The organism is Rhodopseudomonas boonkerdii (assembly GCF_021184025.1).
GTDB classification, from domain to species: Bacteria; Pseudomonadota; Alphaproteobacteria; order Rhizobiales; family Xanthobacteraceae; genus Tardiphaga; species Tardiphaga boonkerdii.
Genome location: NZ_CP036537.1, coordinates 4,657,768 through 4,681,113 on the forward strand (window position 1 = coordinate 4,657,768; position 23,346 = coordinate 4,681,113).

Annotated in this window: 24 protein-coding genes; 7 read left to right on the forward strand and 17 right to left on the reverse strand. The window is 61.7% G+C overall.

Annotated features, from left to right (window positions below; translation table 11 throughout):
• Nucleotides 1-83: 83 nt before the first annotated feature.
• Nucleotides 84-2,246, forward strand: a complete 2,163-nt coding sequence (locus tag E0H22_RS21380) for a malate synthase G (protein WP_233022978.1) — start codon at nt 84-86, stop codon at nt 2,244-2,246.
• 252 nt (nt 2,247-2,498) lie between these two features.
• Here the strand turns inward: E0H22_RS21380 and E0H22_RS21385 are convergent, their stop codons facing one another.
• Complete coding sequence (locus E0H22_RS21385; RefSeq protein ID WP_233022979.1) at nt 2,499-3,134, reverse strand: DUF2865 domain-containing protein; 636 nt, start codon at nt 3,132-3,134, stop codon at nt 2,499-2,501.
• Between the two features lie 36 nt (nt 3,135-3,170).
• Nucleotides 3,171-3,953 carry a L,D-transpeptidase gene (locus E0H22_RS21390; RefSeq protein ID WP_233022980.1) on the reverse strand — a complete coding sequence of 261 codons (783 nt, stop codon included), beginning with the start codon at nt 3,951-3,953 and terminating at the stop codon, nt 3,171-3,173.
• A 254-nt stretch (nt 3,954-4,207) separates the two neighbouring features.
• On the opposite strand from E0H22_RS21390, the gene E0H22_RS21395 reads away from it, so the two are divergent.
• The 3 genes from E0H22_RS21395 (at nt 4,208) to E0H22_RS21405 (ending at nt 6,316) form a co-directional block, all read left to right on the forward strand.
• Nucleotides 4,208-5,269 carry an AI-2E family transporter gene (locus tag E0H22_RS21395; protein ID WP_233026471.1) on the forward strand — a complete coding sequence of 354 codons (1,062 nt, stop codon included), beginning with the start codon at nt 4,208-4,210 and terminating at the stop codon, nt 5,267-5,269.
• An 82-nt stretch (nt 5,270-5,351) separates the two neighbouring features.
• The gene (locus E0H22_RS21400) at nt 5,352-5,744 is read left to right on the forward strand and encodes an ElaB/YgaM/YqjD family protein (protein WP_233022981.1); all 393 of its coding nucleotides are present in this window, start codon (nt 5,352-5,354) and stop codon (nt 5,742-5,744) included.
• 92 nt (nt 5,745-5,836) lie between these two features.
• Nucleotides 5,837-6,316 (forward strand): hypothetical protein, encoded by a 480-nt coding sequence (locus tag E0H22_RS21405; RefSeq protein WP_233022982.1) that lies wholly within the window; start codon nt 5,837-5,839, stop codon nt 6,314-6,316.
• 60 nt (nt 6,317-6,376) lie between these two features.
• Here E0H22_RS21405 and E0H22_RS21410 read toward each other — a convergent pair whose 3' ends face one another.
• Nucleotides 6,377-6,820 (reverse strand): hypothetical protein, encoded by a 444-nt coding sequence (locus tag E0H22_RS21410; RefSeq protein ID WP_233022983.1) that lies wholly within the window; start codon nt 6,818-6,820, stop codon nt 6,377-6,379.
• A gap of 596 nt (nt 6,821-7,416) precedes the next feature.
• Here E0H22_RS21410 and E0H22_RS21415 point away from each other — a divergent pair.
• Nucleotides 7,417-8,397, forward strand: coding sequence for a Bug family tripartite tricarboxylate transporter substrate binding protein (locus E0H22_RS21415; RefSeq protein ID WP_233022984.1), 981 nt, complete (start codon nt 7,417-7,419; stop codon nt 8,395-8,397).
• 175 nt (nt 8,398-8,572) lie between these two features.
• Here E0H22_RS21415 and E0H22_RS21420 read toward each other — a convergent pair whose 3' ends face one another.
• Nucleotides 8,573-9,370, reverse strand: coding sequence for a response regulator (locus E0H22_RS21420; RefSeq protein WP_233022985.1), 798 nt, complete (start codon nt 9,368-9,370; stop codon nt 8,573-8,575).
• 239 nt (nt 9,371-9,609) lie between these two features.
• On the opposite strand from E0H22_RS21420, the gene E0H22_RS21425 reads away from it, so the two are divergent.
• The gene (locus E0H22_RS21425; protein ID WP_233022986.1) at nt 9,610-9,825 is read left to right on the forward strand and encodes a NepR family anti-sigma factor; all 216 of its coding nucleotides are present in this window, start codon (nt 9,610-9,612) and stop codon (nt 9,823-9,825) included.
• Nucleotides 9,825-10,373 carry a sigma-70 family RNA polymerase sigma factor gene (locus E0H22_RS21430; RefSeq protein WP_233022987.1) on the forward strand — a complete coding sequence of 183 codons (549 nt, stop codon included), beginning with the start codon at nt 9,825-9,827 and terminating at the stop codon, nt 10,371-10,373. The genes E0H22_RS21425 and E0H22_RS21430 overlap by 1 nt, the downstream gene beginning before the upstream one ends.
• 81 nt (nt 10,374-10,454) lie before the next feature.
• Here the strand turns inward: E0H22_RS21430 and E0H22_RS21435 are convergent, their stop codons facing one another.
• From E0H22_RS21435 to urtB, 13 genes are all read right to left on the reverse strand, one after another.
• The gene (locus tag E0H22_RS21435; protein WP_233022988.1) at nt 10,455-12,104 is read right to left on the reverse strand and encodes a CHASE domain-containing protein; all 1,650 of its coding nucleotides are present in this window, start codon (nt 12,102-12,104) and stop codon (nt 10,455-10,457) included.
• A gap of 358 nt (nt 12,105-12,462) precedes the next feature.
• Nucleotides 12,463-13,092 carry an urease accessory protein UreG gene (gene ureG / locus E0H22_RS21440; RefSeq protein ID WP_233022989.1) on the reverse strand — a complete coding sequence of 210 codons (630 nt, stop codon included), beginning with the start codon at nt 13,090-13,092 and terminating at the stop codon, nt 12,463-12,465.
• A gap of 474 nt (nt 13,093-13,566) precedes the next feature.
• A complete protein-coding gene (locus E0H22_RS21445; RefSeq protein ID WP_430715178.1) occupies nt 13,567-14,370 on the reverse strand; it encodes an urease accessory protein UreF in 804 nt (267 codons plus the stop codon).
• Nucleotides 14,294-14,917 (reverse strand): urease accessory protein UreE, encoded by a 624-nt coding sequence (locus E0H22_RS21450; protein ID WP_233022990.1) that lies wholly within the window; start codon nt 14,915-14,917, stop codon nt 14,294-14,296. The genes E0H22_RS21445 and E0H22_RS21450 overlap by 77 nt, the downstream gene beginning before the upstream one ends.
• A gap of 67 nt (nt 14,918-14,984) precedes the next feature.
• Nucleotides 14,985-15,284 (reverse strand): putative quinol monooxygenase, encoded by a 300-nt coding sequence (locus E0H22_RS21455; RefSeq protein WP_233022991.1) that lies wholly within the window; start codon nt 15,282-15,284, stop codon nt 14,985-14,987.
• Nucleotides 15,285-15,550: 266 nt separating this feature from the next.
• Complete coding sequence (gene ureC / locus E0H22_RS21460; RefSeq protein ID WP_233022992.1) at nt 15,551-17,263, reverse strand: urease subunit alpha; 1,713 nt, start codon at nt 17,261-17,263, stop codon at nt 15,551-15,553.
• A gap of 1 nt (nt 17,264) precedes the next feature.
• Nucleotides 17,265-17,570 (reverse strand): urease subunit beta, encoded by a 306-nt coding sequence (locus E0H22_RS21465; protein WP_233022993.1) that lies wholly within the window; start codon nt 17,568-17,570, stop codon nt 17,265-17,267.
• Nucleotides 17,571-17,577: 7 nt separating this feature from the next.
• A complete protein-coding gene (locus E0H22_RS21470) occupies nt 17,578-17,880 on the reverse strand; it encodes an urease subunit gamma (RefSeq protein WP_233022994.1) in 303 nt (100 codons plus the stop codon).
• Nucleotides 17,881-17,908: 28 nt separating this feature from the next.
• Complete coding sequence (locus E0H22_RS21475; protein ID WP_233022995.1) at nt 17,909-18,736, reverse strand: urease accessory protein UreD; 828 nt, start codon at nt 18,734-18,736, stop codon at nt 17,909-17,911.
• 11 nt (nt 18,737-18,747) lie between these two features.
• Complete coding sequence (urtE, locus tag E0H22_RS21480) at nt 18,748-19,443, reverse strand: urea ABC transporter ATP-binding subunit UrtE (RefSeq protein ID WP_233022996.1); 696 nt, start codon at nt 19,441-19,443, stop codon at nt 18,748-18,750.
• Between the two features lie 2 nt (nt 19,444-19,445).
• Nucleotides 19,446-20,261, reverse strand: coding sequence for an urea ABC transporter ATP-binding protein UrtD (gene urtD, locus E0H22_RS21485; RefSeq protein WP_233022997.1), 816 nt, complete (start codon nt 20,259-20,261; stop codon nt 19,446-19,448).
• Nucleotides 20,261-21,430, reverse strand: coding sequence for an urea ABC transporter permease subunit UrtC (gene urtC, locus E0H22_RS21490; RefSeq protein ID WP_233022998.1), 1,170 nt, complete (start codon nt 21,428-21,430; stop codon nt 20,261-20,263). The genes urtD and urtC overlap by 1 nt, the downstream gene beginning before the upstream one ends.
• A gap of 205 nt (nt 21,431-21,635) precedes the next feature.
• Nucleotides 21,636-23,246: an urea ABC transporter permease subunit UrtB gene (gene urtB, locus E0H22_RS21495; protein ID WP_233022999.1), complete on the reverse strand. Its 1,611-nt coding sequence runs from the start codon at nt 23,244-23,246 to the stop codon at nt 21,636-21,638.
• Nucleotides 23,247-23,346 lie beyond the last annotated feature (100 nt).

The following is a 23,346-nucleotide window of genomic DNA, read 5'->3' on the forward strand; positions in this document are numbered from 1 at the left end:
CAAGGCTGCCGCTCTTTCGGCAGTTTTCGCCTGCACTTCCCAAAATCAGAGCTTAATTGCCGCCTTTCCGAGAGAAACGCATCATGAAACGCATCGACGCCCACGGTCTGCAGATCGCGCCCGTCCTGTACGACTTCATCGCCAACGAGGCCACCCCGAAGACCGGGATCGCGCCCGATGCGTTCTGGGCCGGCGTAGCCGGCATCATCAAAGATCTCGGCCCGAAAAACCGCGAACTGCTGAAGGTGCGCGACACGCTGCAGGCCAGGATCGACGACTGGCACCGCGCCAACAAGGGCAAGGCATTCGACCTCAATGCCTATACAGCGTTCCTCAAAGAGATCGGCTATCTGCTCCCCGAGCCCGCGACCAAGCCGGTCGAGACCGCCAATGTCGACGAAGAAATCGGCAAGATTTGCGGCCCGCAGCTCGTTGTGCCGCTGACCAATGCCCGCTACGCCCTCAACGCTGCCAATGCGCGCTGGGGCAGCCTCTACGACGCCTTCTACGGCACCGATGCGATCCCGCACGATCCCTCGGAATCCGGCAAGGGCTATAACAAGGCCCGCGGCGACAAGGTGATCGCAAAAGCAAAGGCTTTCCTTGATCAGGCCGTGCCGCTCGCCGCCGGCAGCCACACCGATGTCACCGGCTACAGCATCGTGTCTGGGCAGCTCTCGGCCAAGCTCAAGAGCGGCAACATCACCGCGCTGAAGAACGAATCCCAGCTCGCCGGCTATCTCGGCGATCACGCCGCACCGAATGCCATCCTGCTCGTCAACAATGGCCTGCACGTCGAAGTGCAGATCGACCGGACCAGCCCGATCGGCAAGGACGATCCTGCCGGCGTGTCCGACATGCTGATGGAAGCCGCGGTCTCCACCATTCTTGACATGGAAGACAGCGTCGCCACCGTCGATGCCGACGACAAGGTTCTGGTCTATCGCAACACCCTCGGCCTGATGAACGGCACGCTGTCCGCCGACTTCGAAAAGGGCGGCAAGACGCTGACCCGCGCGCTCAATGCCGACCGTACTTACAAGACGCCGTCAGGCAAGGACCTCACGCTACACGGCCGCAGCCTCCTGCTGATGCGCAATGTCGGCCACCACATGTTCACCGATGCCGTGCTCGACAGCCGCGGCGAGGAAATCCCCGAAGGTCTCCTCGACGCCGCCGTGTCCGGTCTGATCGGCATTCACGACCTCAAAGGCACCGGCAAGCTGCGCAACAGCCGCACCGGCTCCATCTACATCGTGAAGCCGAAGATGCACGGCCCGGACGAAGTCGCACTCACCTGCGAAGTGTTCGGCCGGGTCGAGAAAATGTTGTCGCTGCCCGAAAACACCATGAAGATCGGCATCATGGACGAGGAGCGCCGCACCACGGTGAACCTCAAGGCCTGTATCCAGCAGGCCTCCCAGCGCATCATGTTCATCAATACCGGCTTCCTCGACCGCACCGGCGACGAAATCCATACGTCGATGGAAGCAGGCCCAATGATCCGCAAGAACGACATGAAGGCGACGCCGTGGATCAAGGCCTATGAAGAGTGGAACGTGGATACCGGCCTGCTCGACGGTCTTCCCGGCCATGCGCAGATCGGCAAGGGCATGTGGGCCGCGCCGGACAAAATGGCTGACATGCTGACACAGAAAATCGGCCACCCGCAGGCCGGCGCCACCACCGCATGGGTGCCCTCGCCCACCGCGGCAACGCTGCATGCGCTGCACTATCATCAGGTCAATGTCATCGCCCGCCAGCAGGAACTCGCCAAGGGCGGCGCGCGCGGCAAGCTCAGCGACATCCTCTCCATCCCGGTATCGCAGTCGAACTGGGCGCCGGACGATGTGAAGCAGGAGATCGACAACAACTGCCAGGGCATCCTCGGCTATGTCGTGCGCTGGATCGACCAGGGCGTCGGCTGTTCCAAAGTGCCGGACATCCATGGCGTCGGCCTGATGGAAGATCGTGCCACCCTGCGCATCTCGGCCCAGCATCTCGCCAACTGGCTGCATCAGGGCGTGATCACCAAGGATCAGGTGATGGAGTCGCTGAAGCGCATGGCGGTGGTGGTCGACGAGCAGAACAAGGGTGACGCTGTCTACAAGAACATGGCGCCGTCATTCGATGGCGTTGCATTCAAGGCTGCCTGCGATCTCATCTTCGAGGGCCGCACGCAGCCGAACGGCTACACCGAATACATCCTCACCGCGCGCCGCCGCGAAGCCAAGGCCATGGCCTGACCGCAGCTCGCAGCGATGGCCGGGTCTGACCCGACCATCGCCTGGCTCCAAGCCCCACATTATCGGGATACAACCACCGGCGGCCGCTCGAACTGCGCACGTAGCGACTTCGGCGCCGGTGTAAAGTTCAGCGCCGCACCGCTTCGCTTTTTACCGGGGCTCGCGACCATCAGGCCGCCGTCCACCGATACGATGTCGCCCTTGCGAAGGGTCGGATCATCTTCGGCTATGCAGATCAACTACAAACCAACATCAATTTTGCGCCACCACCGGTACACGCTCATACTTGGCGCGCACCGATCGCGATGCCGGCGACATATTCAGCGATGCACCGCTCTTGTCTGCACCGCGGCCGGTGACCATCAGCCCGTCCGCGCTGGCGACGATATCGCCTTTGCGCAGAGTCGGATCGTTCTCCAGTTTGACGGAAGCAAGACCGATTTGATCCTTGCCATTACAGGTACACCCCGCAACCAGCTCGGTACGATACCTGAACGCATTTGGCAGTTCGGAATACGACTTGCCGCCCTCTGTGGTCGCAGAGTCGATACTGCTGCCGTAAACAACTTTAGTATCGCTCGCCGGACAGAAACTGTTGCATGACGCCGCACGGCTTTGGTTATCGCTCGCCGTAATCGGGAAATAACGACCGTCACAGGTCCGTACGCAATAGGCTTGACGCTCAACAGCGACAGAGCGTGGAGACTGCCGTATCCGAACCGGTGCCCCCTCATGCGCGTAAGGTAATGAGATGTCCGGCGCAGGAGCATGAAAAGCTCCGCCAAACAGTGCCGCGAAGAAATCCTGAGCCTGTACGGCTGGCACAGCGCCCAGCATCCATATCGCCACACCAGTGCCCAAGGCCAGCCTGAATGATATCCGGGTCATGGAGCATCCCCACACACGACAGAAGGATTTTTCTGCTCAGTACAACGACGACGCCGAGAGATTCATGGCCTCGCGGCCCATGCCCCCCTGTGCAGATGCCGGACGCACCGAAATGACCGTTCGCGAGGCCGTCGTGTTCGAAGCCGATGCGTGGCGCGACGTGCCGGATTTCGGTAGCACGACAACTTTGGTGCCAACGCTCACGCGGCTGAAGAGGTCCTGCACGTCTTCGTTGGTCAATCGGATACAGCCCGACGAAACGAATTTGCCGATGGTGGTCGGGTCGTTGGTGCCGTGAATACGATAGGCACTGGAGCCGAGATACATTGCACGCGCACCGAGCGGATTGCCGGGTCCGCCCGCCATGAAGCGCGGCAGATAAGGCTGGCGACGGATCATCTCTGCCGGCGGATGCCAATCCGGCCATTCCGCCTTGCGCGTCACCGTTTCGGTGCCCGCCCAGGTGAAGCCCTCACGGCCGACCCCTACGCCGTAGCGGATCGCGCGGTTGTTGCCGAGGATGTAGTAGAGTTGGGTGTTGCCGGTATCGATCACGATCGTGCCCGGTACCTGATTGCTCACATAGGAAACCTCAGCACGGCGCAGGCGTTCGGGCATCACATAAGCCGCGGCATCCCGCTGCTGCTCCGGCGTGACCATGATGTTGTCTTCGAGAAAGCCATCCTGCGCGGTCGGCGCGTAGCTCATCATCTGAGCCGACGCACCGGAGGTAAAGGAGGGCGCGACCAGCAGTGCTGCAGCAAGCGCAAACGCGCTCGCGCCGCGCAGCGCAACCGTGCGGGAAGATGCGTGTGACATAGGACTGCCCCGTGTGAATGACGCGCGGATAACACCGTGTCAGTCGCGCCGGTTCCGCCGCGGGTTCATTGAAAAGGCGATTTGTCAATCAAGCCGCCATCACGGTTTCGCGACGGAACTTGCGCGATAGCGCCTTGTTGTAGCGCCATCCCCGCGAAGCCTTGCCTTGGCTCCGCCAGCGGAGGTGGCGTCCCGTGGTTACATTCGTGAGCAAGGTCCGCTCTTCTCCCGACCAGACAACCGAAGTCCCAGATCTGAAAAGCGATATCGGGCAGCTTCCGGTCGTTCCCGGCACAGACGTCATTGCCTTTGCGCTGGTATCTTTGCTGGCAATCTCGGTAATGACGGTGCTGTACGTCGCCAAGGCTTTCTTCCTGCCGGTCGCGACCGCGTTCATTGTCGGTACGATGCTCTCTCCGGCAGCAAACTTCCTCGAGAAGCGCCGTATTCCGCGCGCTGTGTCGGCAGTATTGATCGTTGCCGGTGTCGGCGCCACGGCAGTCTTTATTATCGGCCTGATCTCGGCGCCGTTGATTGAATGGACCAATCGCATGCCGGAGCTCGGCGCGCGACTGAGAGAGAAGATGCAAATCTTCGATCGGCCTTTGGCGCTGTGGCATCAATTTCAGGGCCTGTTCGGCGATAACGAGACACTTTCCGCCGCCCAGTTCAAGCTTCCGAAGATCGACTGGATGCAGCCGACCGTCGAATTTCTGACCCCGACCTTCACCGAATTTCTGCTGTTCTTCGCTACCCTGGTTCTTTTCATCGCGAGCTGGAAGGATCTGCGCCGCGCGACGATCATGAACTTCAGCAATCACGAGGGGCGGCTGCGTACGCTGCGCATTCTCAACGCTATCGAAACGAGACTTGGCGACTATCTGCTCATGGTCACCATGATCAATTTCGGCGTCGGCATCGGCACCGGTATCATTTGTGCCGTCACCGACATGCCAAATCCTGCCGGACTTGGCGCACTGGCCGCGACGCTGAATTTCTTCCCGATCATCGGACCGGTGGTGATGTTCTTCATCCTGGTGGTGGTCGGCATCATCACTGCCTCAACGCTGGGCGCCGGCTTGATCGCAGCAGCTCTGTTCGTCGGCCTGACATTCATGGAAGGTCATTTCATCACGCCCACCATCATCGGCCGCCGACTACAACTCAACGCGCTGGCAGTGTTCGTAGGCCTCGCCTTCTGGACCTGGCTGTGGGGGCCGATGGGCGGCTTCCTGGCGGCACCGATCCTCATCGTCGGCCTGATCCTGAAGGAGCATTTGATGCCGCTCAATGCGCCCCAGTTGCCCCAAGAGTAAACTCGCGCGATCCATGGAACTTACGACGTGACAGATCGTTTTTGCTGCAAATTCCGGTTCTTGTTTCCGAGAGGAGCTTCGGATGTCCGACGACGATGCCTTGAGCGAGTTGAAGAAGCTGACGGACAAAACCACCTATAGCCGCCTGCAGAAGGATCTTGCCGCCGTGAAAAACGATGTCACCGCCCTTACCGAACAGATCACCGACGCCCTCAATGCTTTCACGGGCCAAGCGAGCAAGCAGGCACGCCGAGGTGTCAAGCAGGCCCGCGATCGCGCCGACGATATGATGTCTGATCTGCAAGATCGCGGGAGCGCCGTCTATGACGATCTGCGCGAGCGCGGAAACGCCGCCTACGACGCCGCCTCCTCCATGGAAGAGTCACTGGAAGATGCAATCACCCAGCGTCCGCTGGCCAGCGTCGGCCTCGCACTGGGCCTTGGCGTGCTGATCGGCATGGCCTGGCGCCGTTAACTGCAACGGCGACAATCGGGAAACATCGGGCTGGCGGCGCCGCAAGGCACCGCCGGTTTTCTTATGATGACAGGGCGAAGACGGGGCTTGCGATGCTACAGCGTTATATCGACGATCTTAAACACAGCACCGGCGCCAGCCTGCGCATGACCTCTCTGGTCATGATCGCAGGCTTTGCCGGCTTCATTGCGCTGTGTTTTGCCTGCGCCGCGATTTTTATCGCAATGCTGCAGCATCATGGCGCCATCGCCGCCTGCCTGACAGTCGCCGGCACTTTCGCGGTTGTCTCCGGCATTTTCGGTCTGGTCTATGCTCAAAGGCAAAAACGCGCGCGCGAGCGGGCTGCAGCTGCGGCCCGCGCGGCAGCACGCGCTGCCGCGAACGCGCCTCTGATCGATCCCATGGTGATCGCCACCGGCATCCAGATCGCCCGTACGGTCGGCTTGAAGAAGCTGGTGCCATTGCTCGCCTTGGTGGGCGTCGCGGTGGGCTATATGGCCAACCGGAACGCCAATTCCGCCGAGAGCGATGACAACGAAAACGGCAGCCCCGATGAGGCTGCCGGCGACTGATTTCCCGAAATCTCTTGCGGCAACCGTGTGGCAGCCCAGCGGCAATCACTGCCGCAAGAATTATGTCACGCAACGGGCCGGCTGCAGTGATCGAGCCACCTCGGTGAGCATGCTGACCGGCGGCTCGCAGGCCACCGTCGCCTTGCGCGGCTTGCCATCGACGGGGACCGCCTTGGTGCTGGCCGACTTGTCCGGTTGAACCTTTTCGAGACCGACCTTCGGAGCCGGATCGGCCAGACGCAGCAACACCGACGTACCCGTCAAATCATAGACCTGAAACGACAGCGTCCGCCCTCGATCGAGACTCGCCGGCACGCTATCGCGATCGCCCTTCGCTGTGCGATTCACCATGGAATTAAACGCGGATGGAATGGCGGTATCGCGTTCCGTCAATGTGCCGCGAAGACTGCTGCCAGAGAGATCATTACCGGAGGCGTATTGAATGGCGCCGAACATGGCCGCGCCGCTGACCAACCCCACCACAAGACTGGACACCTTTGACATGTGAGCCTCGCATGAACGCTCTGAAACGCTACCCTGCCCACGTCTGCGCGTGGCGTCGTTGTATTAGAACGTCGGTCAAGCCCGCAGGTTCATGGGATTCATTCACTTAACCGTGCTTTAAATATTTGACGTTCCGCGGAACGCTTTTCCCGCGCCGGAGTCATTATGGCAGCCGGTCGTCCCCCTGCCCCAAAGACCGGCGACGCGGGGCGTAGCCGTGGTGATGCCGGCTTTGCCTCGCATTCTTTTGGGCATTATTCCGAAGCGCTGTTTGTTCGGATCAAATTCCGTATCGCCCTTCCCCGCCAATAGGACTTCGGACCAGCCGCCCGCAACAAGCCGGTACACGGAATGGCGCGCGCGGCGATCAGCACTACGAGCTGGACCAGGGCAGCGAGCTTGACGCCTTCCAGGAACGCCACGCGCTTTTCGCAGCACGAACGACGCCCGCGGCAAATCCGCTCAGCGGCAGCGCTTGTTCGCTTGTCCCGCGCTCGCTAGCCTCACACCGTGTGGATCGCAGCACAGACTGCGACGGCATGCCTTCGCTGCGGTGCAGAAGGAGGCAATCAATAAAAACAATAGGGAGGACTACGATGAACAAGGCGATCACGCGTCGAACGTCTCTGATCCTCGGTGCATCCGCACTCTTCGCTCCGCAAGGGCTGCGCGCTCAAACGACATTACCCGACAAACCCATTCGCCTCCTGGTCGGCTTCCCCGCCGGCGGCGGCACCGACGTGATGGCGCGATTGATCGCCGAGCCACTGCGGCAGCGCACCGGCCGCAATATCGTCATCGAGAACAAGGTGGGCGCATCCGGCACCGTGGCCGGCGCAACGCTTAAATCCAGCCCGACCGATGGCAGCGTGATCTGCTACATGCCCTCCGCCACTGTGATGCAGAAACTCTCGATGGTTGCCGTGCCGTTCGATCCGCAGGCCGACATGGTGCCGATCACCATGGCCGGCACACTACAGACCGTCTATTGCGTATCCCCCACCATCGGCGTCAGCACGCTGGCGGAGTATGTGGAATGGCTGAAGAAGAATCCGACACGCGCGTCGTTCGGCTCCACCGCGATGGGATCGAGCACGCATTTCTTCGGGCTAATGATCGGCCAGGCGCTCGGCCGCCCGCTCGAGGCCGTCGCCTATCGCGGCGCGGCGCCGCTGGTGTCGGACCTGCAGGGCGGTCACATCACCGGCGGCTGCGGATCGATCACCGATTTCATCGATCACCATCGCCAGGGCGTGGTGAAGATCCTGGTGACGTCGGGTGCGCGACCGACGGCCTCGGCGCCGGACCTGCCGACCGGTGCAAGCCTCGGCTTTCCCAATCTTCAGCTGTCCGGCTGGTACGCCTTCTTCGCCCCGGCGGGGACGCCGCCGCATATCGTCGAAGCCTGGGGCAACGAATTGCGACCAGTACTGGAGCTCCCGGAAATCAAGAAGCGGCTCGCCGAGCTTGGGCTCGAGGTCGAGACATCCACGCCGAAGCAATTCACCGAGCGTCTGAATAGCGACATGGTGCAGTGGCAGAAAGTGATGGATGCGGTGGGATATAAGCCGACGTGATGCGAGGGCAGAGGGTGAATGAACCCTCGGTCGCGCGAAACGCCCGATGACAAACTCCGCGTCATCCACGGCGGAGTTGAGCTCGCGGATTCCGTCTTCGGCTCATCCGCCCTACGGTTCTGGACATATGAAAGGCCAGGGCACCGCCCCGGCCTTTCGTGTTTTGTTTCGGCTTTTACGACGCCTTGGCGTTTCTGTTCTTCGAGTTGCGCTGGAAGAACAGCGCCTGGCTCGCCACCGCCGACACCATTGCAGGCTGGAACGGCTTCGAGATCAGGAAGGCCGGCTCAGGGCGCTCGCCGGTGAGGAAGCGCTCGGGATAGGCCGTAATGAACACAACCGGCACCTGGAAGGTGCGCAGCAGCTCGTTCACCGCATCGAGGCCCGACGAACCATCGGCGAGCTGGATGTCGGCGAGAATCAGACCCGGCTTTTTGTTCTGCGCCAGCGCGATCGCATCCGCGTGGGTACGGGCCACGCCGATGACATTGTGGCCGAGATTCTTCACGAGACTCTCGAGATCCATCGCAATGAAGGTCTCGTCCTCGATAATGAGAACGTCGGTGGCGATCTCCGCGGCCATTTCGCGGCCCGCGGTGTCGGCCAACCCGCGCACCTCGGCGACATCGGCGTCGAGAATGAAGGCAACCTCCTCTTCCGAGAAACCTTCGAGCGACAACAGCAGAAAGGCCTGGCGCGGCAGCGGCGTGATGTTGGAGATTCGCTTCTCCGACGCCTGCACCGGCACCACCTCGGCGGCATCGTTCATCGACACCGAGTTCCAGATCTGCGTAAACAAACGAAACAGGCCGGCACGCGGACCATGGCGTTCATCGAGCAGCGACGCATCCTGTAGCAGCGCTTCCAGCATGGCGCCGACATAAGCATCGCCCGAGGCCTGATTACCCGTGAGCGCACGGGCGTAGCGCCGCAACAGCGGCAAATGTTCAGCAACGAGCTGTGATCGGGACATCCCCACTCCAATCTGTTCTTTTGCGCGGTTCCTGCCCTGTCACGGCAGAAGGCACCGGCACGCGCGCCCCGGCGCCTGATATGACAGACTACGCTTGTCCCCTACGAAAAGTTCCACGTCGCCGGAACTTTCGGCTGCGCTCCGCATTAGAACAGCAAGAAACGCCGCAAAGGCTTCAAAAATCAAGAAAATTTCTCAAAAACCAGGGACCAGATCTTCTGGGGAATGTGGAACGGGTCATGAAAGATGTGAAGCCTAAGGGCGGATTGAACGCCGAAATCCAGTCCCGGATCGGGCATCAGCTTCGTGCGATGTATGACGATGTCGTGAGGCAAGGTGTCCCGGACCGGTTCGCCGATATGATCCGCAAACTTGATGGGGCGGAGGCCCAGGCTCAGCTTGCGAGCGAAGCCCGGATCGGCGGCGGTACGGCCAAAACCGAAGGAGGGGAATAATGCCTCTCACAGACTCTCTCCGCGACGACATCCTGGCGTCGGTCCCAAGCCTGCGCGCTTTCGCCATTTCACTCTCGGGTAACGGCGATCGCGCCGACGATCTCGTGCAGGAGACACTGCTACGCGCACTGGCGAATATCGACAGTTTTCAGGTTGGCTCCAACCTGCCCGCATGGTTGTTCACGATCCTGCGCAACCTGTTCCGTTCCGACTATCGCAAGCGGCGCCGCGAGGTGGAAGATGCCGATGGCAGCTATGCCAAAACACTGAAGACCCAACCGGCGCAGAACGCGCATCTGGAATTCGAGGAGTTTCGCGCGGCACTCGACAAGCTTCCTCAGGACCAGCGCGAGGCGCTTATCCTCGTTGGCGCCTCAGGCTTCTCCTACGAGGACGCCGCCACGATCTGCGGCTGCGCGGTGGGCACGATCAAGAGCCGCGTCAACCGCGCGCGCTCGAAACTCAGCGCTCTGCTCTATGTGGATGGCGCGGAGGACTTCGGCCCGGACGATACGGTCCGTGCCGTCATCGGCGGCTCCGGAGGCTAGACCTGGAGGCAGTCCGATCAACTCAAAGGCGGTCGCTTCGGCGGCCGTTTTTTGTCTTCTCCCCGCTTCTGGAGCGAGCAATCACCGCACGGGCCGCGCCAATGCTTCGGTGCGGCCACGCTCGGTCATGTCGACCACCGTCTCCATCGGCGCAGTGAGTTCATAGACATAGGAGACTTCGGTGAAATAGCGCTTCGCCGTTCCGCCCAGTGCCTCCGGCGCGACACGATCCAGCAACACGACACCGAAATCGGAATCGACGCGGCGTGTCGCTTTGCTGGTATTGAACTCCTCCCATCGGAAGTGAAACTGATCGCCCTTCTCGCCGCCAACGATCTCCCAATGCGCGACGATGTTCGGGTGCTTGCCGACGAGCGACAGGCCTTCATCCGAATGGGAGGCGAGTTCGAAAAACAACAGCGCCAGACTTTGTGCCGCGCGCGAGCTGATACTGATATCCGGCCCCTGCACCGCGATGCGATCCGCATGCGGAATGGCACGCGCCTCGAACAGGCCCTTCAGCGGCACGCCCTGCCACTGGCTCTCGCTGAGCAGCGAGACCACATGCGACATCGCGTGAATCCGGCCGATGAGGAGATCGCGCGCGCTGTCCATATCAGAGCCATGGCGCAGCGTACGCGTGACGATGGACTGGATCACCGCCAGGATGTTCTTCACGCGATGATTGAGTTCGTCGATGACAGCGGTAAGCCGGCGCTCGAAGCCGATCCGCATCTCCACCTCGCGGCGCAGCCTGATGTTGCTATAAGAGACGTAGCCGAACATGCCGCAAATAACAGCGGTGAGCGCGAGGCCGAGGCCGCCGACGAATGTCGCCGTGCGGCGCGCGCGCAGATCGGTATCCATCTTCGGATAGTAGCCCAGCGACCAGTCTCGGCCACCGAAAGTAACGGTACGCAAGATCGCCAGCGAGGGGCCATTCGCGATCAGTGCGCGCGCACGCACATTGCCGTCGTCATCGGCGACGATCTCACCATCGGGTACACGAGGGTCCTTCAGCGCCACCGAAAACAGGGACATCTCATCATTGGCCAGCATCAGCGAACCAAGCTCATAGGAGAACGAGACGAAGCCCGCCGCAATCGAACTGCCCTCGGGCAGCACAGGTGTCACCAACACCACGCCGAGCGGGCCGTTCTCCCGTTGCAACGGCGTCGGATCGGAGGCGACCGGACGACCTTCTTCATTCGCGCGAACGATGGTCGGCCCCATCACCCGCGAACTGTTGAGCGCGCGGCCGGCGAAACCTTCCGTCACGGAATTGCGCGGCTCGAGATCCATCAGCACGTCGAGCGTCTGGCTGCGCAGTTGCGCATCCAGCGGCGTATCGTCGAAATTGCGGATGGTGGGGTTGCGATAGCCGGCAGTCGCGAGATCGGCGGCAGCACCCGCAATTTCGCGCGGCTGCAGGCGCGCGATCCAGCCCGCCATCACGAAATCGGTTTTGAAAGCGTAGATCGAGGCGCGGAGCGGCTTCAGCATGTCCGCCTTCATCACCGTCGGAGACCGGAACAGACCGGCGGCGACCCGCGCGAGCAGTTCGCGCTCCGTCAGACGCTCCTGGACCAGGCTGGCATGAATATCCACGCCCCGCGCCAGCGCGATATTCTCGATCGCCAGCTCCTGATCGTGGACACGATAAGCCGCGAAGCCGGAGAGGCCGATCCCGATCAGTGCCAATAAAGCGATGATGAAACCCAGCCGGACCACGCGCCCACTCGGAATGTGAGAAATACTGCCGGTTCAGCGGCCTAGGAGTATGCAAATCACGTCAGGACAAAATAGTTCCAGAAACATGGAACTTTCTTATACCGGTGCACGGCGCGCGCAAACAGGCTTAAGAGATTGCTCACAGCGCAATCCCCGCGTGTCTCCACACCAACTTATGCGCGTAGTCGATCCCTGAGAGAACATGAAATCGTGTCTCGGACGCGATGCGGCGTTCCAAGGGAAGCTTCGCAGGCATGCCGCATCGCAGAGCCGGCCATAATGGACTCCGGGCGCCTCGTACGATCCCGGTTCTGCGCAGCAGCGCCAGAGCGCTGCATCGCGCCCGGGATACAGTCGTCTAAGCAGGGGCTTTTGCCTTGAGGCCGCCCTTGGCTTCGATGAAGGCAATGATGGTGTCGAGCCCGGACCGGATCTTCATATTCGTCATGACAAAGGGCCGGGTGCCGCGCATACGCCTGGCGTCGGTATCCATCTTCTCGAGCGACGCTCCGACATGGGGCGCAAGATCGACCTTGTTGATGACGAGCAGATCGGAGCGCGTGATACCGGGGCCACCTTTGGACGGAATCTTGTCGCCGGCGGAGACATCGATGACATAGATGGTGATGTCGGCAAGCTCAGGCGAAAACGTTGCGGCGAGATTGTCGCCGCCGGATTCGATCAGCACCAGATCGAGATCGGGAAACTTCGCCCGCATGTCGGCGACGGCGGCGAGATTCATCGAAGCATCTTCCCGGATCGCCGTGTGCGGGCAACCGCCGGTTTCGACGCCCGCAATGCGATCCGGCGTCAGCGAGCCGGAGCGCACGAGATATTCGGCATCCCATTTGGTGTAGATATCATTGGTGATGGCCGCGATGTCGTAGCGCTCGCGCATGGTCTTGCAGAGCAGATCCATCAGCGCCGTCTTGCCGGAGCCGACCGGACCACCGATGCCGACGCGGAGAGGACCGTGAGAGATGGACATGTCAGTTGCTCGCTGGGTTTGGAATAAAATGACGGCCCTCATCCTGAGAGCCTGACTGGAAATGCGGTCGGTAGTTTGGCGCTGCTGGCCGCCCAGGCGGAAGGCAACGCAATCCGCCCCTCATGGTGAGGAGGCCTAGCGGCGCAATTGCGCCGCTGACAGCGCCGTCTCGAACCATGAGATGGCTTGGCTCGGAGTCTTTTCGGCCATCCTTCGAGACGCCGCTACGCGGCTCCTCAGAATGAGGGGCGGAGAATCTTGATCCTGAGCTGAACGGGCATTGTTCCGAGCAAAAGCAATCGAAAACCACCTCGACCGCTTTATGGGTCAGACTTTGAGGAGCGCGCGACTTCGAGCGCGTCTCCTTGCAAATGGCAAAGCCATTCGCTGGGGATGACCACAATCTCATCATGGTTCGAGACGCGCGCCAAGGGGCGCTCCTCACCATCAGGTCCGGGTGCAAGTCGCCTGCACTCATGACCGGAACAGCCGCGTATATTGCGTCTCGTGACGCATGCTGGCGATATCCGAACGGAACGTCGCGCCGCCGAGATCGTCGAGCGAGGCGGTCATCGCGCAATGGCCGGTTTCGACGACGATGGGCTCCAGCGCCGCCAGCACACGCTGGCTGTCGGTCTGGCCGAGCGGCACGAGGCGCGCGCCAGCGGAAATCCAGTTCGAGACGACGGCGTGGAAGAACGCATGCATGGTCGGCGCCAGCGGAACGCCATGGGCGGCGCTGACAAGGCCGACGGCGACGGGATAGACGATGGGACCATCGCAAGCGGCAATGAGCTGTCGCATCGCTTCGTGCGGCCAGGCGTTGAGCGAGATGTCGATGAAGGCCCTGCCCTGTGTCGACGTCTCAAGCAGGCGTTCTTTCGATGGCGCAAAGGCGCTGGCAAGTTCAGCGATGTCGCGCAGCGCCTTGTCGTCGCCCGTAGCGGCGGCGCGATGGATGTGCGCGAGAAAGACGCCATCGCAGAAACCGGCGCCATCCGACAGCATGGCCGACAACCAATCCCGCAGCGAGGCCGCATCGGCGATGTCACCGGCTTCCACCGCCCATTCGATACCGCTGGAATAAGAGAACGCGCCGACCGGAAATGACGGCGACAGCCATGTCATCAGCCGATACAAAGCCGCGCCTTCATCGGCGGACAACGTCGTGGGTTCGGCCAACCGCGCTGTGTCCGCCGGTTTACTTGTGGCCATGAGCATGGGAATGCCCGTGGTGATGATGACCGTGGTCATGATCGTGGCCGCAATGTTCGTCATGGACGTGACCATGATCATGCTTGCCATGCGCATGACCGTGATGATCGTGATCGTGGCTGCAACTCCGATGGCCGTGATCATGATGGGCATGATCATGATGGGCGTGCGACTGATGCGCGGGCGCATAGGCGCCACCTTCGGGATCGAACGGCGCCTCGATCTCGATGACACGGGCGCCGAGACCCTTCACCATCTCCTCGATCACATGATCGCGGCGGATGCGCAGACCTTTCGCCATGATCTGTGTCGGCAGATGGCGATTGCCGAGATGCCAGGCGAGACGCACGAGATGACCGGGATCGGTGCCGCGAATCTCGATCAGCGGCTCGGGTGCAGCCACCACCTCCACACGGCGACCGTCTTCCAGCACCAGGGCATCGCCGCCGCGCAAGGCGACGGCGTTTTCCAGATCGAGCAGGAATTCCAGTCCGCGCGTTCCCGTCATCACCATGCGGCGGCGATGGCGATCGTCGAAGTCGAGAACGACGGTGTCGATGGCCGCTTCAATCCAGTTGTATTGGCCGATGACGGCAGTCGCGCGGATCATGTTGCTCTCTCGTCAGCAAAGTAAGTCGTCATTGCGAGCTTTACCGGCGCTCGCAATGACGAGGACATTAGCGCACCACGACATCGGCCGGGGTGATGATTTCGATCTTCGGCGGCGCGGCGAAGCATTTCACCGCGACACGGCCGAATGCCTTCATATGCTCCTGCGTCCGGTGCGGCACCAGCGCCTCGGCATTCTCCCACTGCTCGACAAACACCATGCGGGTCGGATCGGTGACGCTCTCATGAAGATCATAGGCGATGTTGCCGGGCTCCTTGCGGGTTTCGGCGATACAAGCCTTGGCTGCTTCGATCAGTTCGGCGCGGGCTTCGGGTTTCACGGACAGAGTGGCAACGACGTAGATCAAGGGGAGTCCTCCCGGTTTGTTGTTGTGGCTGAACATGCCGGGCGGGACATTAGGGGGTTATCCGGAGCGGAGGAAGGGGCTGCTTCTTCTCCCTCCCCGGAGCGAAGCGAATGGGGAGGGTGGCACGATTGCGAGCGTTCAGTGAGCATCGTGACGGGTGGGGTAGCGCCATAAGCTCGATGTCACGTCGGCGCCCCACCCCGCCTGTCGGCGGACCCGCGCCCCACTGCGCAGCTTCGCCGCTTGAGGGAGGGAGGCCACTGGCTTCAATACATAAAATAGCGCTGCGCCATTGGCAGCACCTCGGCCGGCTCGCAGGTCAGCAGTTCGCCGTCCGCGCGCACTTCATACGTCTCGGGATCCACCTCGATCTTCGGTGTCGCGCTGTTGTGGATCATGCTCTTCTTCGAGATGCCGCTGCGGACATTTTCCACCGCGTAGAAAGATTTTTGCACGCCGAGCTTCTTTCCGAGACCGGAAGACGCCGCCGCGCCTGAGGTGAACACCACCGACGAGGCCGTCCGGGCGCGGCCGAAGGCGCCGAACATCGGTTGATAATGCACCGGCTGCGGCGTCGGGATCGATGCATTCGGATCGCCCATCGGTGCAGCGATGATGCTGCCGCCCTTGATGACGAGATCCGGATTCACGCCGAAGAAGGCCGGCGACCACAGCACGAGATCCGCCATCTTGCCCTTCTCCACCGAGCCGATCAGCTTCGATACGCCATGGGCGATGGCGGGGTTGATGGTGTATTTGGCGATATAGCGCTTGACGCGAAAGTTGTCGTTGTTGCCCTTTTCCTCTTTCAGGGCGCCGCGCTGCTTCTTCATCTTGTCCGCAGTCTGCCAGGTGCGGATGATGACCTCGCCGAGCCGGCCCATGGCCTGCGAATCCGACGACATCATCGAGAGCGCGCCAAGATCGTGCAGAATGTCCTCCGCGGCGATCGTCTCCTTGCGGATGCGGCTTTCGGCGAACGCAAGATCCTCCGCAATGGATGGATCGAGATGATGGCACACCATCAGCATGTCGAGATGCTCGTCGATGGTGTTGCGCGTGAACGGGCGCGTCGGATTGGTCGAGGACGGCAGCACGTTCTTCAGGCCGGCAACCTTGATGATGTCGGGCGCGTGGCCGCCGCCGGCGCCTTCGGTGTGGAAGGCATGGATGGTGCGGCCCTTGAAGGCCTTGATCGTGTCCTCGACAAAGCCGGATTCATTCAGCGTGTCGGAATGCAACATCACTTGCACGTCGTAATCGTCGGCGACGCTGAGGCAGTTGTCGATGGCGGCGGGCGTCGTGCCCCAATCCTCGTGCAGTTTCAGCGCGCAGGCGCCAGCCTTGATCATTTCCACCAGCGCTGCGGGTTTGGCTGCATTGCCCTTGCCGGAAATGCCGAGATTGACCGGAAACGCGTCGAAGGACTGGATCATCCGCGCGATGTGCCACGGCCCGGGCGTGCAGGTGGTCGCAAAAGTGCCGTGCGACGGGCCGGTGCCGCCGCCGAGCATCGAGGTGACGCCCGCCATCAGCGCATGCTCGATCTGTTGCGGACAGATGAAATGGATATGGCTGTCGAAACCGCCGGCGGTGAGGATCTTGCCCTCGCCGCCGATCACATCGGTGCCGGGACCGACATTGATGGTGACGCCTGGCTGGATATCGGGATTACCGGCCTTGCCGATGGCATGAACCAAACCGTCCCTGATCGCGACGTCGGCCTTCACGATGCCCCAGTGATCGACGACCAGCACGTTTGTGATCACGGTATCGACCGCGCCCTGCGCGCGCGTCGCCTGCGACTGACCCATGCCGTCACGGATCACCTTGCCGCCGCCGAACTTCACCTCCTCGCCGTAGATGGTGAAGTCCTTCTCAACCTCGATGATCAGATCCGTATCGGCGAGCCGCACTCGATCGCCGGTAGTGGGGCCGAACATGTCGGCATAGACGGAGCGCTTGATCTTTACGGGCATCTCAGAGCTTCCCCATCACGTCACCGCGAAAACCATAGACGGTGCGCTTGCCGGCGAGTTCGACGAGCTTGATGTCGCGGGTCTGGCCGGGCTCGAAACGCACCGCCGTGCCGGCGGCAATATCGAGGCGCATGCCGCGCGCCTTCTTGCGGTCGAACTTCAACGCCGGATTCGTCTCGAAGAAATGATAATGCGAGCCGACCTGGATCGGACGGTCGCCGGTGTTGGACACCGACAGCGTAATCGCCTTGCGGCCGGCGTTGAGCTCGATCTCGCCATCCTGAATGAACATTTCGCCGGGGATCATGCGGGCCTCACCGAATGGGTTCGTGGACGGTGACGAGCTTCGTCCCATCGGGGAACGTCGCTTCCACCTGAATGTCGTGGATCATCTCGGGGATACCGGCCATGCACTGATCGCGGGTGATGACTTCGGCGCCGAGCTTCATCAGTTCGGCCACCGTGCGACCGTCACGCGCCCCCTCGACGATGAAGTCGGAAATGATCGCCACCGCTTCGGGATGGTTCAGCTTGACGCCGCGCTCTAGCCGGCGGCGCGCGACCATGGCGGCCATGGAGATCAGCAGCTTGTCTTTCTCGCGAGGGGACAGGTTCATCGAAATTCTCTGGCCAATTCCTGGTTGTTTAGTTCAGCCACATGCGCGGCAGCATCGCACCCGATTGCGACAACAGCGCCATCATGTCGGTCCGCAACTGCGCGGCATCTTGCGCACAGATGCGGGCCATTGCAAATCCGTTCCAGCAGGAGATGCCAACCTCGCAACCGGCCTGCTCGGCGACAGCACGCAGACGCTCCAGCAATACCTCATCGCCGGGCACGATCAGTGCCGTCGCGATCGCAAGCCCGCCATTGGCGATGGCCGGCTTCGCCAGCTTCGCGCCGATGTCGCCATCGAGACGCACATTCTCGGCGAAGACCAGCCGGCCGCCGCGGCGCAAGCGCCAGCGGTCAATGAACGAGCCCGACCGCATGGCCTCGCCCATGGCGGTGCGGCCGAACACGACGATCTCGCACAAAACCAGTGAGGCGGTTTCGGCCAGATCGATATCGATGCTGCGTGCGGTGCGCGCCTGATCGAACAGGATGGTCTCCTGCGGCAGCCAGCTCAGATGCGCACCGGCTTCGGCGCGTAGCGAGATATTGATCTCGGCAGCAGGACCATGGGAACGATAGACCTTCTCAGCAGCGGCCGTGGACAGGGTGAGACGCGCGCCTTCGCCAGCCGTGATGTCGATGTCAAAGCGATCACCGCCTGCGGCACCGCCGGCGGTGTTGACGAACATCGCAGTGAGTCCGTCATCCTCCGGCGAGGGAAAGCGGACGCGGAGCGAGCCGGATTCGTGGAGCTGGCGGCGGCGGGTACGCCCCTCGACCAGATTCACATCGAACACGACAGCGCCACGGGCGCGATTGGCGGCAAAGCTCGCGGATGAGGCGAGAGCGTCCTGCATTTGCACTCCGACTACAAAGCCATCTGGCGGCTGATTTCGGCGGGATCGAGATTCGCACGATCGCAGCTATATTTCACCGCGCCGCGATCCATCACCGCGAAATTGTCGCCGAGTTCGCAGGCGAAGTCGAGATATTGCTCCACCAGAACGATCGCGATGGTGCCAAGCGAGCGCAGATAGGAGATCGCGCGGCCGATATCCTTGATGATCGAGGGCTGGATGCCTTCGGTGGGCTCGTCGAGCAACAGGAGTTTCGGCCGCATCACCAGCGCGCGGCCGATGGCGAGTTGCTGCTGCTGGCCGCCGGAAAGATCGCCGCCGCGACGACCGAGCATGGATTGCAACACCGGGAAGAGCGAAAACACGTCATCCGGAATGGTACGGTCGGCGCGCTTCAGCGGCGCGTAGCCGGTCTTGAGGTTTTCCTCCACGGTGAGCAGCGGAAAGATCTCGCGGCCTTGCGGGACAAAGCCAATGCCGCGGCGGGCGCGCTCGAACGGCTTCAGCTTCGAGATATCCTGCCCATCAAAGGAGATAGAGCCACCGGAGATCGCCTGCTGACCGACCATGGCGCGGAGTAGCGAGGTCTTGCCGACGCCATTGCGGCCCAGCACGCAGGTGACCTTTCCGGGCTCCGCCGAAACGGTGACGCCGCGGAGTGCCTGGGCGGCGCCGTAGTGAAGGCTGATATTGTCGACGTTCAGCATGCTCAGCGTCCCAAATACACTTCGACCACGCGTTCGTTGGTCGAGACATCGTCGATGGTGCCTTCGGCCAGTACCGTGCCTTCGTGCAGACACGTCACCTTGACGCCGAGTTCGCGGACGAAGGTCATGTCGTGCTCGACCACCATCACGGTTTTGTTGTCGCGATTGATCGCCTTCAGGAGTTCGGCGGTCTGGTGCGTCTCCACATCGGTCATCCCGGCCACCGGCTCGTCCACCAGCAGCACCTTCGGGTCCTGCGCCAGCAGCATGCCTATCTCGAGCCACTGCTTCTGGCCGTGCGAAAGATTCCCGGCGAGACGATCGCGCGCGTCGGTGAGACGGATGGTCTCCAGCACCTTGTCGATGCGCTCGGCTTCGTTGCGGCTGCCGCGCCAGAACAGCGTGCCACGAACGCTGTGATCGACATTCAACGCCAGCAGCAAATTATCCTGGATGGTCTGGCTCTCGAACACCGTGGGTTTCTGGAATTTGCGGCCGATGCCGAGTTTTGCGATTTCAGTCTCGTCGAGCAGCGTGAGATCATGGGTGCCATCGAAATAGACGTCGCCCTCGTCCGGCTTGGTCTTGCCGGTGATGATATCCATCATGGTGGTCTTGCCGGCGCCGTTGGGGCCGATGATGGCGCGCATCTCGCCGGGGGCGAGCACCATCGAGAGATTATTGATGGCATGGAAGCCATCGAAGGAGACGTGCACGCCATCGAGATAAAGCTGAGCCGAAGTGATGCGCTTCTGACGCGCTTCGGCCTCGCGGGCGGCGACCTGCGGATCGACCGCGATGAGTTCGGCTGTCACCATCACGCCTTCTCCAGATCGGGTTTGACGACGCCATCTTCCGCAGAAGCGCTGTCGGCATCGGCGGCGTCGCGGGCCTTGCGGCCCTCCTGCCAGGCATTGACGGTGCCGATGATGCCTTTGGGCAGCAGCAGCGTCACCAGGATGAACAGTGCACCCAACATGAACAGCCAATACGGCGCCAGCGCGCCCGACGTGAAGAACGTCTTGGCATAGTTCACCACAACGGCACCAAGCGCGGCGCCAACCAGCGTGCCGCGACCACCGACGGCGACCCAGATGACGGCTTCGATGGAGTTGCCCGGCGCGAACTCACCGGGATTGATGATACCAACCTGCGGCACATAGAGCGCACCCGCGACTCCGGCCATGCAAGCCGACAGTGTGAACACGAACAGCTTGTAAGATTCGACGCGATAGCCGAGGAAACGTGTGCGCGACTCCGCATCGCGCACCGCAATCAACACCTTGCCGAGTTTTGAGGTGACAATGGCGCGGCACACGACGAATGCGAGGATCAGAGCCAGGCAACTCGCCACGAACAAAGCAGCGCGGGTGCCGTCGCTCTGGATATTGAAACCCAAAATGTCCTTGAAATCGGTCAGGCCGTTATTGCCGCCGAAACCGAAATCGTTGCGGAAGAAGGCGAGCAGCAGCGCATAGGTCATCGCCTGGGTGATGATCGAGAGATACACGCCGGTGACGCGCGAACGGAAGGCAAGCCAACCGAAGCCGAAAGCGAGTAGGCCCGGCACCACCAGCACCATCAATGCGGCGAACCAGAACATGTCGAAACCGTACCAGTACCAAGGCAGCGCCTTGTAGTTCAGGAACACCATGAAATCCGGCAGCACCGGATTTCCGTAGACACCTCGCGCGCCGATCTGACGCATCAGATACATGCCCATCGCATAACCGCCGAGCGCGAAGAAAGCGCCGTGACCGAGCGAGAGGATGCCGCAATACCCCCAGATCAGATCGATGGAGAGGGCGAGGATGGCGTAGCAGACATATTTGCCGAACAGCGAAATCAGATAGGTCGGCACCTGCAGCGGCGAATTCGCAGGCAGCAGCAGATTGAGCAGCGGCAGCACGATGCCGACGGCGGCGACGATCAGGATGAAGATCGTCGCGCTGCGATCGAGGGTACGGGTGAGGAAATGCGGGGTCATGCGAAGGCCCCCTTGGTCGAGCCACATGCACCGACACCCTCATGGTGAGGAGGCGCTCGTTCAGCGCCGTCTCGAACCATGGAGGAGTGTGGGGTCATCCCTTGCCAATGGCTTTGCCATTCGCAAGGAGACGCCGCTGCGCGGCTCCTCAGGATGAAGATAGAGTTTGGGGCGGCGTCGAAGCGCATGTCGTTGAGAGCCATCATCATGCTTCGATGGCCCTGCCCTTAAGCGCAAACAACCCGCGCGGGCGTTTCTGGATGAACAGGATGATCAATACCAGAATGGCGATCTTTCCGAGCACGGCACCGGCGACAGGTTCGAGGAACTTGTTGGCGATGCCAAGCGACAGCGCGCCGACCAGCGTGCCCCACAGATTGCCGACGCCGCCGAACACCACGACCATGAAACTATCGATAATGTAGCTCTGGCCGAGATTGGGCGAGACATTGTCGATCTGCGACAGCGCCACGCCGGCAATGCCCGCAATGCCGGAGCCAAGTCCGAAGGTGAGCGCATCGACACGCGACGTGGCGATGCCCATGGAGGCCGCCATGCGACGGTTCTGCGTCACCGCACGCATTTCAAGACCCATGGCCGTATAACGCAGCATCGCCAGCAGGATCAGGAATACGGCAAGCGTGAAGCAGAGTATCCACAGCCGGTTATAGGTGATGGTGATCTGGCCCAGCTCGAAAGCGCCGGACATCCAGGAGGGATTACCGACCTCGCGATTGGTCGGGCCGAACATGGTGCGGACCGCCTGCTGCAGCACCAGCGACAGGCCCCAGGTGGCGAGCAGCGTCTCCAGCGGACGCCCGTAGAGGAAACGGATGACGGTGCGCTCGATGACGATGCCGAGAATGCCGGCGACGAGGAATGCCAGCGGCACGGCGATCAACAGCGAATAGTCGAACAGGCCGGGGTAGGAGGTGCGGATGATGTCCTGCACCACGAAGGTGACATAAGCGCCGATCATCACCATCTCGCCATGGGCCATGTTGATGACGCCCATGACGCCGAAGGTGATGGCAAGGCCGATAGCGGCGAGCAGCAACACCGAGCCGAGCGAAAGGCCGTACCATGCGTTCTGGCCGATGGACCACAAGGTCTGCCGGCTGTTGATGGCGGTGATGGCGCTGGCGACGGTGCGGGCCACGCCGACGCTCTGGTCCGCCGGCAGTCCGGTGAGCACGGCGAGCGCGTCCTGATCGGCGCGGGCCTTGATGACGGCGATGGCGGCGATCTTCTCGGCCTCGCTCGCATCTTCCTTGTAGAGGACGATGGCGGCGCGGGCTTCGGTGAAGGCCTGCTTGGCAGCCTTATTGGTTTCCTTCTCCAGCGCAGTGTCGATCACCGGCAGCATGGACGCTTCGTGGCTCTTGAACACCGACTGCGCCGAGGCGATCCGCTTGGCGGGATCAGGCGACATCAGCGTCAGACCGCCGAGGGCGGATTCGATATTGCGGCGGAGGCGGTTGTTGAGGCGCACCGCGCTGGCGCCGGCGGGCACTTCAGTGACGGCAGCGCCGCTGGCGGCATCGATGCTCTTGCCATCGGTGCCGGTGATGTAGACTTTCTTGCTGTCCGGATCGGCGAACAGACGGCCATCCTGCAGGGCGCTGATGATGGCGAAGGCCTGCGGATTGCCCGATGTTGCGATGATGCCGACGGCTTCATCCGTATCGGAGAAATCGTCATTGGCGAATTTGGCGACGGCGTCCTCGAAAGGATCGGCCAGTGCCGGAATGGCGAATACGGCCAGCAGCAGGCAGGCGAGCGCAATCGCACGGCAGCGTTCGAAGAACTGAGTCACGAGTAGAACCCCGGCAGAAGAAAGGGAAGAAGGCGGCGGTTGAACCGCCTTCTTCAAGTCTCGGGAGGAAACATCATCTCCGTCATTGCGAGCGCAGCAA

Coding starts and splice junctions, on each gene's coding strand:
- E0H22_RS21430 (WP_233022987.1), top strand. CDS start 9,825: ATGCCTCTCACAGACTCTCTCCGCGACGACATCCTGGCGTCGGTCCCA.
- E0H22_RS21385 (WP_233022979.1), bottom strand. CDS start 3,134: ATGACCCGGATATCATTCAGGCTGGCCTTGGGCACTGGTGTGGCGATA.
- E0H22_RS21405 (WP_233022982.1), top strand. CDS start 5,837: ATGCTACAGCGTTATATCGACGATCTTAAACACAGCACCGGCGCCAGC.
- E0H22_RS21390 (WP_233022980.1), bottom strand. CDS start 3,953: ATGTCACACGCATCTTCCCGCACGGTTGCGCTGCGCGGCGCGAGCGCG.
- E0H22_RS21380 (WP_233022978.1), top strand. CDS start 84: ATGAAACGCATCGACGCCCACGGTCTGCAGATCGCGCCCGTCCTGTAC.
- E0H22_RS21425 (WP_233022986.1), top strand. CDS start 9,610: ATGAAAGATGTGAAGCCTAAGGGCGGATTGAACGCCGAAATCCAGTCC.
- E0H22_RS21420 (WP_233022985.1), bottom strand. CDS start 9,370: ATGTCCCGATCACAGCTCGTTGCTGAACATTTGCCGCTGTTGCGGCGC.
- E0H22_RS21400 (WP_233022981.1), top strand. CDS start 5,352: ATGTCCGACGACGATGCCTTGAGCGAGTTGAAGAAGCTGACGGACAAA.
- E0H22_RS21465 (WP_233022993.1), bottom strand. CDS start 17,570: ATGATCCCCGGCGAAATGTTCATTCAGGATGGCGAGATCGAGCTCAAC.
- E0H22_RS21410 (WP_233022983.1), bottom strand. CDS start 6,820: ATGTCAAAGGTGTCCAGTCTTGTGGTGGGGTTGGTCAGCGGCGCGGCC.
- E0H22_RS21445 (WP_430715178.1), bottom strand. CDS start 14,370: ATGACGAACATTGCGGCCACGATCATGACCACGGTCATCATCACCACG.
- E0H22_RS21415 (WP_233022984.1), top strand. CDS start 7,417: ATGAACAAGGCGATCACGCGTCGAACGTCTCTGATCCTCGGTGCATCC.
- E0H22_RS21475 (WP_233022995.1), bottom strand. CDS start 18,736: ATGCAGGACGCTCTCGCCTCATCCGCGAGCTTTGCCGCCAATCGCGCC.
- ureC (WP_233022992.1), bottom strand. CDS start 17,263: ATGCCCGTAAAGATCAAGCGCTCCGTCTATGCCGACATGTTCGGCCCC.
- E0H22_RS21470 (WP_233022994.1), bottom strand. CDS start 17,880: ATGAACCTGTCCCCTCGCGAGAAAGACAAGCTGCTGATCTCCATGGCC.
- urtD (WP_233022997.1), bottom strand. CDS start 20,261: ATGGTGACAGCCGAACTCATCGCGGTCGATCCGCAGGTCGCCGCCCGC.
- ureG (WP_233022989.1), bottom strand. CDS start 13,092: ATGTCCATCTCTCACGGTCCTCTCCGCGTCGGCATCGGTGGTCCGGTC.
- E0H22_RS21450 (WP_233022990.1), bottom strand. CDS start 14,917: ATGATCCGCGCGACTGCCGTCATCGGCCAATACAACTGGATTGAAGCG.
- urtE (WP_233022996.1), bottom strand. CDS start 19,443: ATGCTGAACGTCGACAATATCAGCCTTCACTACGGCGCCGCCCAGGCA.
- urtC (WP_233022998.1), bottom strand. CDS start 21,430: ATGACCCCGCATTTCCTCACCCGTACCCTCGATCGCAGCGCGACGATC.